Raw genomic sequence first — 12949 nt, forward strand, 5'->3', positions numbered from 1 at the left:
AGGTCATGAATTTTCCTTCTTTCAAGTATATTGTGGTGATTTACTTTATTTTAGGATTTCATGGCCTTTTTGTATACCCAAAAATAGTGCTGGCGGAAATTCCTAAGAATTTCCCACCAACACTATTTATCATAGAACCTTTTTATTTTCCCTGGAATGACATGAGTCGTTGAAACTGGTAAACTTATGAATATGAGATTTTAAAAAGAAGGGTGAAATAATGATGAGAATTGGTTATCAAGGCATACCGGGGGCTTATAGTGAGGCAGCAACAATTGCCTTTGTAAATGAACAATTGCATGTAGAAATTGATGATGAACGATTGGAAATTATTTCTTATGACGACTTCCAACCGATGGTAGATGACTTAGTGGCTGAAAGAGTAGACCGAATTGTCATGCCAATTGAGAATTCGACAACAGGGTTAATTGCTCGAACAATGGACATCATCCGTTACCAACCCGTTTTAGCAAAATATGAACATTACCAACCGGTCAACCATGTTCTATGGGGCTTGCCTGGTGCTGATATTCAAAAGGTTCAAAAGGTTTACTCTCATCCAGAAGCCCTGTCACAGTGTAAATTATTATTCGACCGCTATCCTAATATGGATCCTGTAGCTTACATTGATACCGCTGTTTCAGCGGAATATATTGTCCAGGAGAATGACGCCACTATCGCAGCAATTGCCAGTCCGCGAGCAGGCGAATTACACGGCTTGCAAGCTTTAGAACCAGCAGCGTATGATGAATCTGGTAATATGACCCGCTTTTTAGTATTTGAACGTTACGACCAAATTGATATGACCAATACCCATGATAAATTAATGTTATATATTGAAACACCGCACGAACCAGGTGCTTTAGCAAAATTACTTCAAGTGTTAGATGTTTACCGCATTAACTTGGAGGGGTTAAATGCCCGTCCAATTCCAATGAAACCCTTCCGTTATGGTTTCTTTATTGAAGCAGACCCAAGTAATATGATTGGTGACTTAGAAGCGTTAGAGAAGATCTTAAAAGCATTATCGACGCATATTCAAGTAGTAGCGCAATTTAAACAAAACCGTTAGCTCGATGAAGTTTTTCCCTTTTTCAAGGAGAAAATATTATATTTTAAACCGCTTACATGATACAATGCACTTGTATATAGCGTTCAGATATAGGGGGAATTTTCATGGACAAACGTAAGGTAATTATCGATACTGACCCAGGAATTGATGATGCAGCCGCTTTAATGACAGCTTTGTCAGATGATAGTTTGGAAATTTTAGGGTTTACGACGGTTGCTGGAAATAAAGGATTAGAGATGACAACCACGAATGCCGTTCGTGTATCTACTTATTTTGATGGTCGCGTGAAAGTTTATCCTGGTGCAGATAATGATTATACTTCTCTAAAAGAGGATAAACCACCAAGAGAGAATGCCACTGGAAATATTCATGGATCAAACGGAATGGGAGGCGTTGACTTTCCTTATGATGAAGCGCTGATTCAAGACCAACATGCTGTGGATTTCATTTTGGAACAAGTGAAGGCACATCCCGGTGAAATTGATTTAATCACATTAGGACCACTGACGAATATCGCTTTAGCAGTTGAAAAAGATTTGGAGACCATGAAACAAGTCCGTTCAATCATGACTATGGGTGGCGCTGCTTTTGATGGGAATACCAACCCAGTTGCAGAATTTAACTACTGGTTTGACCCCGTTTCAGTAGATATCGTCTTTGAGGCACTGGGTGAATGTGTGCCTATCACGATGGTTGGTTTAGATGTTACCAGACTATCCTTACTCGACATGAATGACTTAGAATTCATCCGTCAAGCTGGTGGAAAATTAGGGGGTATGATTCGTGAGATGTTCGATGATTATGTCCTCAATTCATTTGAAAATAAGGGGAAAATTGGCATCGTTATCCATGACCTCGTAGCAGTTGTTGGTTATCTACACCCAGAGATCCTAACTGAGGTTTACCATACCAATTTGGTTATTGAAACTAAAGGTGAATATACATATGGGCAAACGGTCATTGACTTTGATGAACGAACAGATAGGGCAAAGAATGTCTATATCGCAATGGATATTGATCTTGAAGCCTATAAAGGGCATATTATCACGACTTTATTTGGTGAAGATAAATACGATCAATACCTAGAGATGCTCAATTGATTACGAACAAAAAGGGCACACAAAATTAAGCTAGATAAGTAGGTGAGGGAAATATATAAGTTTGAATTTATTTCCGCTGATATTCAAGAAAAAATCCTACAAGGTTTTTACCCTGTAGGAAGATTACTGCCCAGTGAAAATGACTTGGCCAAGCATTACGGTGTATCACGCGAAACCATTCGTAAAGCGCAAAAAAGATTAGAGGATACGGGATTTATCCAAAAACAACAAGGGAAAGGGGCAATTGTGCTCGACTTCGCTCGATTTTCTTTTCCGATATCTGGTCTAACTTCATACAAGGAACTGCAAGAGTCAAAACAGTTTCAGACTGCTACTCGCGTGCTAATGAATAAACAGATTCCAGCACCTGATTTTCTTGTCGGTGAAGATGGGGTTGAGGCAGGTGAACCCTTTATCTATCTCATTCGTTCGCGTGAGATGGCGGGAGAAACCGTTATTATTGACCATGACTATCTTCGTGTATCTGTTATTCCAGACGGTGTACCGGATGCTATAGCGGAAGTATCTATTTACCAATACTTTGAACAAGAACTGAACTTGCAGATCTCCTTCGCCAATAAAGAAATTGTTGCTAAACTGGCGGATGATATTGATCAAAAAGAAATGAGCATTGGGCCAGATGAATATATTATTCAAGTGAATAGTCATGTTTACTTAGAAGATGCTACCTTCTTCCAATATACTTCTTCCCACCACCGTATTGATAAATTTAGATTTGAAGAATTTGCAAGACGAACTACGCATTAATCAATGCGATTGCATGTAAATCATTAAAAAGTGCCCTCAATTAATCGTACATGGTGAAGTTGAGGGCACTTTTTGTTTTATGATTAGCTATTGTTTTTTAACATATGACTAAGGAAATGATATTTTGATTGGTACAATAAAGATAAGGGAGTGATTTCATGTTGAAAAAATACGCAATGTTATTGATCGCTAGTATTTTAGTGTCGGGGTGTGCGAATACCAGTAATAATGAACAAGATACCAATACAACATCTACTGCCAATGACCGTTCAGAAATCTCCACTAGCGATAAGCAAGTAAGTAGTCAATCGTTTTCTACAAGTGATGAGGAAGGCAATGACACAGAAATTGAATTCATTACCATAAATGAGATTGAAGAAAAGATTGCAGCAGGAGATAGTTTCTTCGTCTTTGTACCCGGTGCTTCTGATGAAGAGAATAATCAAATTGAACGGACAATTTTAGAAACCTATGACATGATAGGGGACCAGCTTACTGACGTTTATCCTGAGGGTGAAGGTTATACTTACATCCTAAATCCGTCAGAAGATACAGATGCCTACAATAAATTGCTAACAGACTACCAGCTAGAAGATCAACCAGCACTTATATATATTGAAGGACAAGTCTATACCACTGTTATGAATGAAATGGATACTGATATGACTAAAGAAGATATTAGTCGCTTTATCGCTTTTCCTTATGATGAGGAAGATGTGACGACTGCACCAGATACTAAAATAGATGAGGATGAAAATTAAATTATCTAAGTCAAGTTGTGAGATTGCTGATACAATTGAACGAGTGGTATTACAAATCAATGAAATCATGTTTCAAGGGTTTACGTTTAAACTTATTATCGCTATGGCTTTTCCTGCTGGATATATCGGTCCAGTTAAATTTGACTATTTTCCGGTTTATTTCATTACATTAGTTGTCATTTACTATATTCTTGCACTGTTATTTTCAAAACCTAGAAATAGAAAAGATAAAGTTGATCATCATTAGATACTAAAGGGATATCCCTAGTAGAATTAAATATTACGTAAGTTATACAAATAACAGGTGAGTCGTAGATCCACTCACCTGTTATTTTTACGTTATATAATTTTTGCTTTTATTTATCCATACATTATTTTGATAAGAATGCGACTGTTTCATAAGGGCCTAGCTCGAATGAGGCAGTCATTTGTTCTATTTGTCCATTACCCAATAATTTCTCATAGTCACGAGTTAAATCAACACTTTCAGGTAGGTCAACTTGACTGGTACCTGGGTAGAAGTGTGAGAAGACATACAAGATTTGGTCACCATAAGTCCGGTAGTAAGCGAGTACTTCTGGGTGGTCGGGTAGTAATTCATGATAAGCACCGTCTTGGATGATAGGTAGTTTATGACGTAAGGCAATTAATTTTTGGTAGTAAGGGAATATTTTACCGTTCTCTAATTCCTTAGCAACATTGATGTCCTTATAATTGTCGGCAACTTTTAACCATGGTGTACCGGTAGTGAAACCAGCATTTTCTGAATCATCCCATTGCATTGGCGTACGACTAGTATCACGTGATTTGAACTTGATGATGTCCATGGCCTCTTCTTTAGATAGGCCTTTATCTAGTAAGATTTGGTAGTTATTGAAGGTTTCAATATCATTGTAGTCATTGATATCATCAAAATCAGGATTTGTCATACCAATTTCTTCCCCTTCAAAGATATACGGCGTCCCCCGCATCATATGAATGGTTTGGGCTAGCATGGTTGTCGTTTCGAAAGGATAATTTTCTGTATCACCAAAGCGAGAGTTGGCACGCGGTTGGTCATGATTATTCCAAAATAGTGCATTCCAACCATTACCATCTGACATCCCTTTTTGCCAATCATTTAAAATATCCTTTAATGATTGGAAATCAAAGGCTACTTTAGACCATTTCTCACCGTCTTTATAGTCAACTTTTAAATGATGGAAGGAGAAGATCATGGATAATTTTTCTTCCTCTGGATTAGTGTAGCGAACGCCGTCTTCAATTGTTGTAGAAGACATTTCACCTACTGTGACAAAGCCTTCAATATCATTAAAAGTAGATTGGGCCATTTCTTGAATCCAAGTATGCGAATTTTCAGTATCAGTATATAAACGTTTCTCTTGGGTAGAACCAGGACCACCAGTTGAGTCTTTGAGAACCTCACTTTTACCTATGACATTCATCACGTCAAAACGAATACCACGAACGCCTTTATCAATCCAAAAGCGGACGATATCGAATAAGGCTTCACGCACTTTCGGGTTATGCCAATTTAAATCGGCTTGCGTCACATCATATAGGTGCATGTAATATTGATTGGTATCACCAAAAGGCGCCCAAGCAGGTCCACCGAATTTAGATGCCCAATTAGTTGGCAATGACCCGTCTTCTTTAGCAGGACGAATATAGTAGAAATCTTGGTAATAGGGATCTCCGGCTAAGGCCTTTTGGAACCATTCATGTTCAGTAGAGGTGTGGTTTAAAGGCATATCCAACATCAAGTCGATACCCCGTTTTTTACCTTCACGAGCAAGCTCTTCAAAGTCAGCCATAGATCCAAATCGAGGGTCAATCGCCGTGTAATCTGAAATATCATAACCATTATCATTTTGTGGTGAGGGGTAGAATGGGTTCATCCAAATCATATCGATACCGAGTTTTTCTAGATAATCTAATTTTTCAATGATGCCTCTAAGATCACCCAAACCATCGCCATCTGTATCATTAAAAGATTTTGGATAAATTTGATAAATTACTTTTTTTCCTAAATCATTTGTCATCTTGTCTTCCTCCTTTTTTGAAAAAAGCTCGCCTAGGGTGTCCAAGACGAGCGTGAAACTTGAATCGATCTGGCTAATGCTAGAATTTGATATTCAAATCAATCTTATTGTTTGCTAAGAAACCAGTTTTCTTAAAGATAATCGTCAATGTAAATGGTACGACGATTGCGATTAACATCGCGATAATGAACCAAATCCAGTATGGGAATTGAATGGCTAAGATACCTGGTAGACCACCGACACCAATGGCATTTGCTGTTATACCAACTGTTGTAGATAGTAATCCCGCTAAACCTGAACCGATCATCGCTGCAACAAATGGATAGACATATTTAATCGTTACCCCAAACATTGCAGGTTCAGTTACACCTAAGTAAGCTGAAATGGCTGATGGCAGGGTGATTTGACTTTCTTTCTCATCGTGACGGGTTGTCCACCAAATAGCCATAACGGCAGAAGCTTGGGCAATGTTTGATAGGGCAATCATCGGCCATAACCCTGTTCCGCCAAAGTCAGCAACTAATTGTGTGTCGATGGCGTTGGTCATGTGGTGTAAACCTGTAATGACAAGTGGTGAGTATAGCGCACCAAAGATTAAACCAAACAACCAAGAAACTGGTCCAGTTAAACCTGCGTAGACGACGTTACCAATCCATGTACCAATTGTCCATCCGATTGGACCTAACACTGTGTGCGCCAAAATAATTGCAGGTACTAGTGATAGGAAAGGGACAAAAATCATAGAAATCACTTCTGGGATATATTTACGCCAGAATTTTTCAAGCCAAGCCAAGGATAAACCTGCGAACATGGCTGGTAATACTTGTGCTTGGTAACCAATCATATCTAATTGGAAGAAACCAAAGTCCCATTGTGGTACATCACCAGCTAAGATAGCATCTGGTGCAGCGTAAGCATTTAATAATTGTGGTGAAACTAGCGTAATCCCTAATACGATACCAAGAATTTGTGTAGTACCCATTTTACGGGTTACAGACCATGTAATGCCAACTGGTAAGAAGTGGAAAATCGCTTCACCTGGTAACCAGAGGAAACTATTAACGCCGGCCCAGAAAGGTGAAACGTCAACAATTGTATTATATTGTGGTGTACCATCACCCAGGGTTTGTGCAACCCCATCAACAATTTTTGGACCCAAGGCCTCCATAGGCACACCTTCAAGTACATTACGGAAACCTAAAATAAGCCCCCCAACGATAATCGCTGGAATAATCGGTGTGAATACTTCAGCTAAGAAAGTCATTGCTTTTTGTAGCCAATTTTGTTGCTGGTCGGCAGCCGCTGCTTTTACAGCCTCTTTTGACGTACCAGAAATACCTGAAATTTTTTCAAATGCATTGTAAAAATCGGCTACTTTATTTCCGATAATTACCTGAAATTGACCTGATTGTGTAAATGTTCCTTTAACAGAAGGGATATCTTCAATTGCATCGATATCTGCTTGTTTAGGGTCATTTAGTACAAAACGCATCCGTGTTGCACAATGGGTAACAGCGTTGATATTTTCCTTTCCGCCGATATCATTTAATAAAGATTTGGCATCTTGTGTGAAATCACTCATTGTTCTTCCTCCTCTAGTGTAAAAACTTATGGTGAAATAAAAGCAATAATAACAAACTTGTCTATACAAGTTTCTATATGAAGAATTATATAATGATAGCGATTTCAAATCAAGTTAAAACGCTCAAAATAAAATTTTTTTATACGCTATAGTTAATAGGAAGAAAGTTATCATGCATAGGGGTCTGAAGATGTTAGACATTGGTTGTAAGCCTTGGTAATGGTATAATTGTAAGGGATTTTAGAAGTGAAAGAGGTGTAGGATGTCAGATGAAATAGCGTCAGGAATTAATGAGTTTTCAAAGGAACAGTTCACTTTTATGCAGGCAGCAATTGCTGAGGCTAAGAAAGCGGCAGCTATTGGCGAAGTGCCTATAGGTGCTGTGGTCGTCTATCAGGGTGAAATTATAGGTCGTGGTCATAATCTACGGGAGACAAGCCAAGATGCTACAACGCACGCAGAAATGTTGGCCATTCAAGAAGCAAATAGGCACCTAGGCTCTTGGAGATTAGCTGATGCAGATTTGTATGTAACGTTAGAACCTTGTCCTATGTGCTCGGGAGCGATGATGCAAAGCCGTATCAAACATGTTTATTTTGGTGCTTATGATAACAAAGGTGGTACAGCAGGTACTTTAATGAACTTACTTGATGATTCAAGATTTAATCATCAAGTTGAAGTAACTGGCGGTATGTTGCTTGAGGAATGTAAAGCACTTTTACAGGAGTTTTTTATTGATTTACGCAAGAAACGCAAAAATGCAAGTCGCAAACCAAAACCCGAAAACTGATTTATATAGCAAAAATATGCATGCGGTTATTAGGCAATTTATTTAGCGTTTAGATTTTAAAAAAAGCGGTTTCTTTGTTATAATTAACTTGTTATAACACTTTTAGGGGGTGAATGTGGTGTCCAGCAAAACGTTAGCACAAATAGTCGATACAGAAAAAGCGACGCAAGCATTAAGTGATCAATATGCAAATAAGCGAGAAAGTTTATTAGAAGACAAAAATCGCAAATTAAATCAAATGGCGTCTGAAAAAGAAGCCATCTTGAAAGACTACAAAAATGCAAGGCGTGCCGAAAATGAAAAAGTTTTACAAGCTTACAGATCTGAAGAAAAAGCGAAGAATGATCAAGAGATTCAGGAAATTGAGCATCAATTTCAAAGCGCTTTGCCAACTTTAGTCTCACTTGTAATTGAGGAGGTGAAAAATAGCTATGGCAATCGCTAAGATGCAAAAAGTATCGATTGTAACGGCACCAAATAATAAAGAACAATTGTTATATACCTTACAAACGATGCAAAATATACAAGTTAGTGATCTTTCTTTAAAGGTAACCGGCCAAGACTTTACCTTCAATAATAACTACCAAAATGATCGAGATTACCAAGTCATTTATGAACGTGGACGAGAAGTACTAAATTATCTAAGTCAATACCAACAAAAGGTATCCTTAAAAGATAAAATCACCGCCAAACGACCACAAATGACTATGGATGAATTACATCGATCTGTAGATGAAGCAAAAGCTTTAGAATTGATTGAACAAGTCGAAGGCTTAAAACAAAAGCGTAACGACATACAGGACCAACGTCAACGTGTGGAAGATGAACAAACGACCATTGCCAAATGGCGGGCCTTAGATGTCGAACCTAAGACACTTAAAGAATTAAACTTATTCGATGTTCGTTTAGGGACAATTCCAAACGACGAAAATCGCTACCACTGGCAGCAGTTAAAAGCCTTGGAAAATGTAGCAGTTGAAGAAGTTTTTGCAAATGAAAATGAAATTGGTGTAGCAATTGTTGCTTTACCAGGGCATAACGATAACTTGCAAGCTAGTCTTCTAGAAAACTACTTTAGTGAAGTGGAATTTAATTACGAACAAACACCTGAAGAAACCTTCCAATCATTAGAAAAAGAGCGTAAGCAACTGATTAAAGATGAGGAAGCTGTTGTGAAAGACTTAAAAGACATGCAAGGATCAAAAGCGACTATCCAGCTGGCAGTTGAAGAATTTTTTAACCGCAGTCAACGTGCAAATGCAGCACAGCTTTCATATGATAACCAACAATTATCCTTATTTAGTGGCTGGGTTGAAGAATCGCAAGTTGAAAACTTGCAAGCAGTTCTAGAAGAAAACTTTGATGCAGACGCATTAGCGCTTATTTTAGAAGAAACTACTGAGCAAGAAGTGAAAGAAGACGAAGTACCAATTAAGCTGCATAACGCTTCTATAGTAGAACCATTTGAAATGATTACTGAAATGTATTCATTACCAAACTATAGAGAGAAGGATCCAACCAACTGGGTAGCCGGTTTCTACATGTTATTCTTCGCTATGATGATGGGGGACTTCGGTTATGGTTTATTACTTTGGATTGGTACACTATTTGCTTTAAAGGTAATGGACTTACGTAAAGGCACCAAACGATTTGTGAAATTTGGACACATCTTATCGTATCCAACAATGTTGATTGGTTTAGCTTATGGGTCTATATTTGGTGAATCTTTACCATTTAACCTGATCAATCCAACTGATGATGCCCTAGTTTTAATGGTGATTTCATTAGCTATTGGTTATATACATATTTTTGTCGGTTTGTGCTTAAATATCAGATTACAGCTTAGTCGAAAAGACTATGCAGCAGCCTATAATGATGGTGTTGGTTGGTTAGCATTACTCATTGCGCTGGCTATCGGTATTGCTGGTTTTGTTTTCAGTATAGGTAGTCTGATTACAGTCGCTAAATGGTTAGCTATCGTAGCAGCTGCAGGTATCATCTTGGTGCCTATGTTCACGAGTAATAATAAGGCAGTTGGTGGAGTCGTTGGTTTGTATAATTTATACGGTGTATCTTCATATGTTGGGGACTTCGTATCCTATACTCGTCTAATGGCCTTAGGTATCTCAGGGGGCGCTATCGCCATGTCCTTTAATATCTTGTTCACTATCTTGCCAGTACCGGTTCGTTTTACAGCGGGTATTTTAATGATTATTGCCTTACAATTATTTAACATGTTCTTATCATTACTATCTGCTTACGTGCATAGTATGCGTTTAGTATTCGTTGAGTTCTTTGGTAAGTTTTATGAAGGTGGCGGTCAGGCGTTTAAACCGATCCGTACACTACAGGAATTTGTTTCTCTTAAAGATGTAGAAGAAAATTAATTAGAAGACAAAAAAATGGAGGTTTTTAAATAATGAATACATGGATTGAATTTTTTGTGGAAAACGGCGGCCCAATTTTTGCTATGGCCGGAATCGCAGTAGCAGTTATATTCTCTGGTATGGGTTCTGCTCGTGGTGTTGGTGAAACCGGTGCGGCTGCAGCTGCCTTAGTTAAAGATCAACCAGAAAAATTTGCACAAACGTTAATCTTACAACTATTACCAGGTACACAAGGTTTATACGGTTTCGTTATTGGTATTATGATTTACTTACAATTAGGTGCAGGATTAGACTTAACTCAAGGATTCCAATACTTCGTAGCAGGTATTCCTATTGGTTTAGTAGGTTTAATTTCTGCACGTTGGCAAGGGCACACTGCAACAGCAGGTATTCAAATCTTAGCCAAACGTCCTGAAAACGTATCTAACGCGATCATCTACTCTATCATGGTTGAAACTTACGCAATCTTAGCATTCGTTATTTCTCTATTATTAGTACTTTCTGTTGGTTAATCACTAAGCAAGTAGAAAAACCAAAAGAAGGAGGAGTAGTCGAATGGCAGATATTGAAACTTTAGTAAATCAAGTGCTGGCGAATGCTGAAAATGAAGAAAAAGCTGCTCTAGCTGCTTTTGAAGCTGAAATGAATGAAGAAATCAACAAAGCTAAAGCACACAATGATGAACAAGTTGACGCTGAAAAGCAACTGATTGAAAATGATGAAGCAAGAAGATTGCAGACACAAAAACAAAGCTACTTAAATGCTTTACGTAATGATAAATTACAGGCTAAACAAGCTTTACTTGAAAAAGTATACACTCAAGCAATTGTTGAACTACAACAGTTGTCTAGTGAAGAATTTACTAGCTTTATTAAAGGTGCTTTAAACCAAGTAGCGGATACTAAAAATTTAACCTTAACAGTGGGTGAACTCAGTCAACATCAATTTGATGCGGATCAAGTGAACGCCTTAAATCAACCTATTAAGTTGGCTAAAACCTTTATTCCCAAACGTTCTGGTTTTGTTTTAAGTAATGAAGAAGTGGACTATAACTTTACTTTCGAGTCTATCATTGACCAAAAGAAAAAGACTTTAGCACCTAAATTAGTGAAACAAGCATTCTAAGAAAGGGGAGTAACAGCAATGCCAAATACTACATATGCACAACTGGATACAACCATTCGTGTAAAAGAAAGTAGTTTACTAGCAAAAGAAGACTATGACGCACTTTTACGTGCCAACTCCCTTGAAGAAGTATTTGCTGCCCTACGTAAAACGAACTATCATATCCCAGAAAACGTTGAGGAAACACACGATTTTGAAGGGTTCTTAACACGTGATTTACGTGAAATGTATGCTGGATTATATGAAGAAACACCTGTAGATGAAGTGATAGACGTATTCGCTTTGCGATACAGTTATCATAATTTGAAGGTATTATTTAAAGAGTGGCATACCGAACGTGACTTTTCACATATGTATATCAATATCGGTCGATTTTCTATTGAAGCTTTACGGACTTTAATGCAAACCGGTGAAGGCAACCAGTTCCCGGAAGTGATGAAAGCCGGTGTTCAGTACGCACGTGATTATTACGAAGAATACCATGACCTAGATGGCATATCGATTCTATTGGACCAATCATATTTAGGTCATTTAAGAGATATTGCAGATAATTCAGATAATCAAGACATGGCGAACACACTCTTGATGATGATTGATTTGGAAAATTTATCTATGGTTGTTCGTGGTATGAAGCAAGGTCGTTCTCGTGGGTTCTTAGAAGCAGTTTTATCTGATGATGGCACTTTTGAAGAAGTAGAATTAGTCAATCTAGCTACTAGTAAGGACTATAACCGTATCTTGGATAAATTTGCTAGCCTACCATTTGCAGGTAAACTAAATGACCGTATTAGTGCAAATGATCCAATTGATGTGGTGCAATTAGACAAAAGAATTAAAAAAATTGAAGCCGAAGAAATTCGTCAGGCAGCTTGGGTACCATTTGGACCAATGCCTGTATTGGCATATATTTATTTTAAAGAGAACGAAGTAGCGAATTTAAGATTAATTTTAAACGCGAAGAAATATGACCTAGATCAAAAAAATGTTGAAGAAAGGATGCGACCTATTTATGGCTTATAAAATCGGAGTAGTCGGTGAAAAAGACGTCGTTGTTCCTTTTCAACTTATTGGATTTGATGCTTATCCGGTTATTTCAGGCCAACAAGCTAGAGAGACTATCCGGAAGATGGCAGATGATCACTATGGCGTCATTTATATGACAGAAACAATCGCACAACAAATACCAGATACCATTGCCTTTTACGATACACAAGTTACCCCATCAATTATTTTGATTCCTTCTCATAAAGGTAGCTTAGGTATTGGAAAATCTCGTGTAAATGACAATGTTGAAAAAGCGGTTGGTCAAAATATTTTATAAT

14 protein-coding genes are annotated in these 12949 nt (G+C 37.9%); 12 read left to right on the forward strand and 2 right to left on the reverse strand.

What is annotated here, in order from left to right; genetic code table 11:
* The first annotated feature begins 220 nt into the window (after window positions 1–220).
* From CJ191_RS07035 to CJ191_RS07055, 5 genes are all read left to right on the forward strand, one after another.
* Window positions 221–1072: a prephenate dehydratase gene (locus tag CJ191_RS07035; protein WP_070467283.1), complete on the forward strand. Its 852-nt coding sequence runs from the start codon at window positions 221–223 to the stop codon at window positions 1070–1072.
* A 104-nt stretch (window positions 1073–1176) separates the two neighbouring features.
* Window positions 1177–2172 carry a nucleoside hydrolase gene (locus tag CJ191_RS07040; RefSeq protein ID WP_070467285.1) on the forward strand — a complete coding sequence of 332 codons (996 nt, stop codon included), beginning with the start codon at window positions 1177–1179 and terminating at the stop codon, window positions 2170–2172.
* Window positions 2173–2223: 51 nt separating this feature from the next.
* On the forward strand, window positions 2224–2940 hold the full coding sequence (gene treR, locus CJ191_RS07045; RefSeq protein WP_070467313.1) for a trehalose operon repressor: 717 nt from the start codon (window positions 2224–2226) through the stop codon (window positions 2938–2940).
* A 158-nt stretch (window positions 2941–3098) separates the two neighbouring features.
* Window positions 3099–3701, forward strand: coding sequence for a hypothetical protein (locus CJ191_RS07050; protein WP_070467286.1), 603 nt, complete (start codon window positions 3099–3101; stop codon window positions 3699–3701).
* Window positions 3691–3948, forward strand: coding sequence for a hypothetical protein (locus CJ191_RS07055; protein ID WP_102199387.1), 258 nt, complete (start codon window positions 3691–3693; stop codon window positions 3946–3948). Before CJ191_RS07050 ends, CJ191_RS07055 begins: the two co-directional genes overlap by 11 nt.
* 124 nt (window positions 3949–4072) lie before the next feature.
* Here the strand turns inward: CJ191_RS07055 and treC are convergent, their stop codons facing one another.
* Entirely contained in the window at window positions 4073–5743 is a 1671-nt protein-coding gene (treC, locus tag CJ191_RS07060) for an alpha,alpha-phosphotrehalase (RefSeq protein ID WP_102199388.1), read from the reverse strand.
* A gap of 79 nt (window positions 5744–5822) precedes the next feature.
* Window positions 5823–7325 (reverse strand): PTS system trehalose-specific EIIBC component, encoded by a 1503-nt coding sequence (gene treP / locus CJ191_RS07065; protein WP_070467292.1) that lies wholly within the window; start codon window positions 7323–7325, stop codon window positions 5823–5825.
* Window positions 7326–7587: 262 nt separating this feature from the next.
* On the opposite strand from treP, the gene tadA reads away from it, so the two are divergent.
* The 7 genes from tadA to CJ191_RS07100 all read left to right on the forward strand — a co-directional run bounded on the left by tadA (window position 7588) and on the right by CJ191_RS07100 (window position 12948).
* Window positions 7588–8115, forward strand: coding sequence for a tRNA adenosine(34) deaminase TadA (gene tadA, locus CJ191_RS07070; protein WP_070467295.1), 528 nt, complete (start codon window positions 7588–7590; stop codon window positions 8113–8115).
* 118 nt (window positions 8116–8233) lie between these two features.
* Complete coding sequence (locus CJ191_RS07075; protein WP_246819015.1) at window positions 8234–8560, forward strand: hypothetical protein; 327 nt, start codon at window positions 8234–8236, stop codon at window positions 8558–8560.
* Window positions 8547–10502 carry a V-type ATP synthase subunit I gene (locus CJ191_RS07080; RefSeq protein WP_070467299.1) on the forward strand — a complete coding sequence of 652 codons (1956 nt, stop codon included), beginning with the start codon at window positions 8547–8549 and terminating at the stop codon, window positions 10500–10502. Before CJ191_RS07075 ends, CJ191_RS07080 begins: the two co-directional genes overlap by 14 nt.
* Window positions 10503–10534: 32 nt before the next feature.
* Window positions 10535–11014 (forward strand): V-type ATP synthase subunit K, encoded by a 480-nt coding sequence (locus CJ191_RS07085; protein ID WP_070467301.1) that lies wholly within the window; start codon window positions 10535–10537, stop codon window positions 11012–11014.
* A 43-nt stretch (window positions 11015–11057) separates the two neighbouring features.
* Window positions 11058–11627, forward strand: coding sequence for a V-type ATP synthase subunit E (locus CJ191_RS07090; RefSeq protein WP_070467303.1), 570 nt, complete (start codon window positions 11058–11060; stop codon window positions 11625–11627).
* 18 nt (window positions 11628–11645) lie between these two features.
* Window positions 11646–12647 carry a V-type ATPase subunit gene (locus CJ191_RS07095; RefSeq protein WP_070467304.1) on the forward strand — a complete coding sequence of 334 codons (1002 nt, stop codon included), beginning with the start codon at window positions 11646–11648 and terminating at the stop codon, window positions 12645–12647.
* The gene (locus CJ191_RS07100) at window positions 12637–12948 is read left to right on the forward strand and encodes a V-type ATP synthase subunit F (RefSeq protein ID WP_070467306.1); all 312 of its coding nucleotides are present in this window, start codon (window positions 12637–12639) and stop codon (window positions 12946–12948) included. Before CJ191_RS07095 ends, CJ191_RS07100 begins: the two co-directional genes overlap by 11 nt.
* The last annotated feature ends 1 nt before the right edge of the window (window position 12949 follow it).

Source organism: Aerococcus viridans (genome assembly GCF_002871935.1).
Taxonomy (GTDB): Bacteria; Bacillota; Bacilli; order Lactobacillales; family Aerococcaceae; genus Aerococcus; species Aerococcus viridans_B.

Excerpts from the sequence above, each read along its gene's own strand:
- CJ191_RS07035 (WP_070467283.1), top strand. The coding sequence starts at position 221 with ATGATGAGAATTGGTTATCAAGGCATACCGGGGGCTTATAGTGAGGCA.
- CJ191_RS07040 (WP_070467285.1), top strand. The coding sequence starts at position 1,177 with ATGGACAAACGTAAGGTAATTATCGATACTGACCCAGGAATTGATGAT.
- CJ191_RS07050 (WP_070467286.1), top strand. The coding sequence starts at position 3,099 with ATGTTGAAAAAATACGCAATGTTATTGATCGCTAGTATTTTAGTGTCG.
- CJ191_RS07055 (WP_102199387.1), top strand. The coding sequence starts at position 3,691 with ATGAAAATTAAATTATCTAAGTCAAGTTGTGAGATTGCTGATACAATT.
- treC (WP_102199388.1), bottom strand. The coding sequence starts at position 5,743 with ATGACAAATGATTTAGGAAAAAAAGTAATTTATCAAATTTATCCAAAA.
- treP (WP_070467292.1), bottom strand. The coding sequence starts at position 7,325 with ATGAGTGATTTCACACAAGATGCCAAATCTTTATTAAATGATATCGGC.
- tadA (WP_070467295.1), top strand. The coding sequence starts at position 7,588 with ATGTCAGATGAAATAGCGTCAGGAATTAATGAGTTTTCAAAGGAACAG.
- CJ191_RS07080 (WP_070467299.1), top strand. The coding sequence starts at position 8,547 with ATGGCAATCGCTAAGATGCAAAAAGTATCGATTGTAACGGCACCAAAT.
- CJ191_RS07085 (WP_070467301.1), top strand. The coding sequence starts at position 10,535 with ATGAATACATGGATTGAATTTTTTGTGGAAAACGGCGGCCCAATTTTT.
- CJ191_RS07090 (WP_070467303.1), top strand. The coding sequence starts at position 11,058 with ATGGCAGATATTGAAACTTTAGTAAATCAAGTGCTGGCGAATGCTGAA.
- CJ191_RS07095 (WP_070467304.1), top strand. The coding sequence starts at position 11,646 with ATGCCAAATACTACATATGCACAACTGGATACAACCATTCGTGTAAAA.
- CJ191_RS07100 (WP_070467306.1), top strand. The coding sequence starts at position 12,637 with ATGGCTTATAAAATCGGAGTAGTCGGTGAAAAAGACGTCGTTGTTCCT.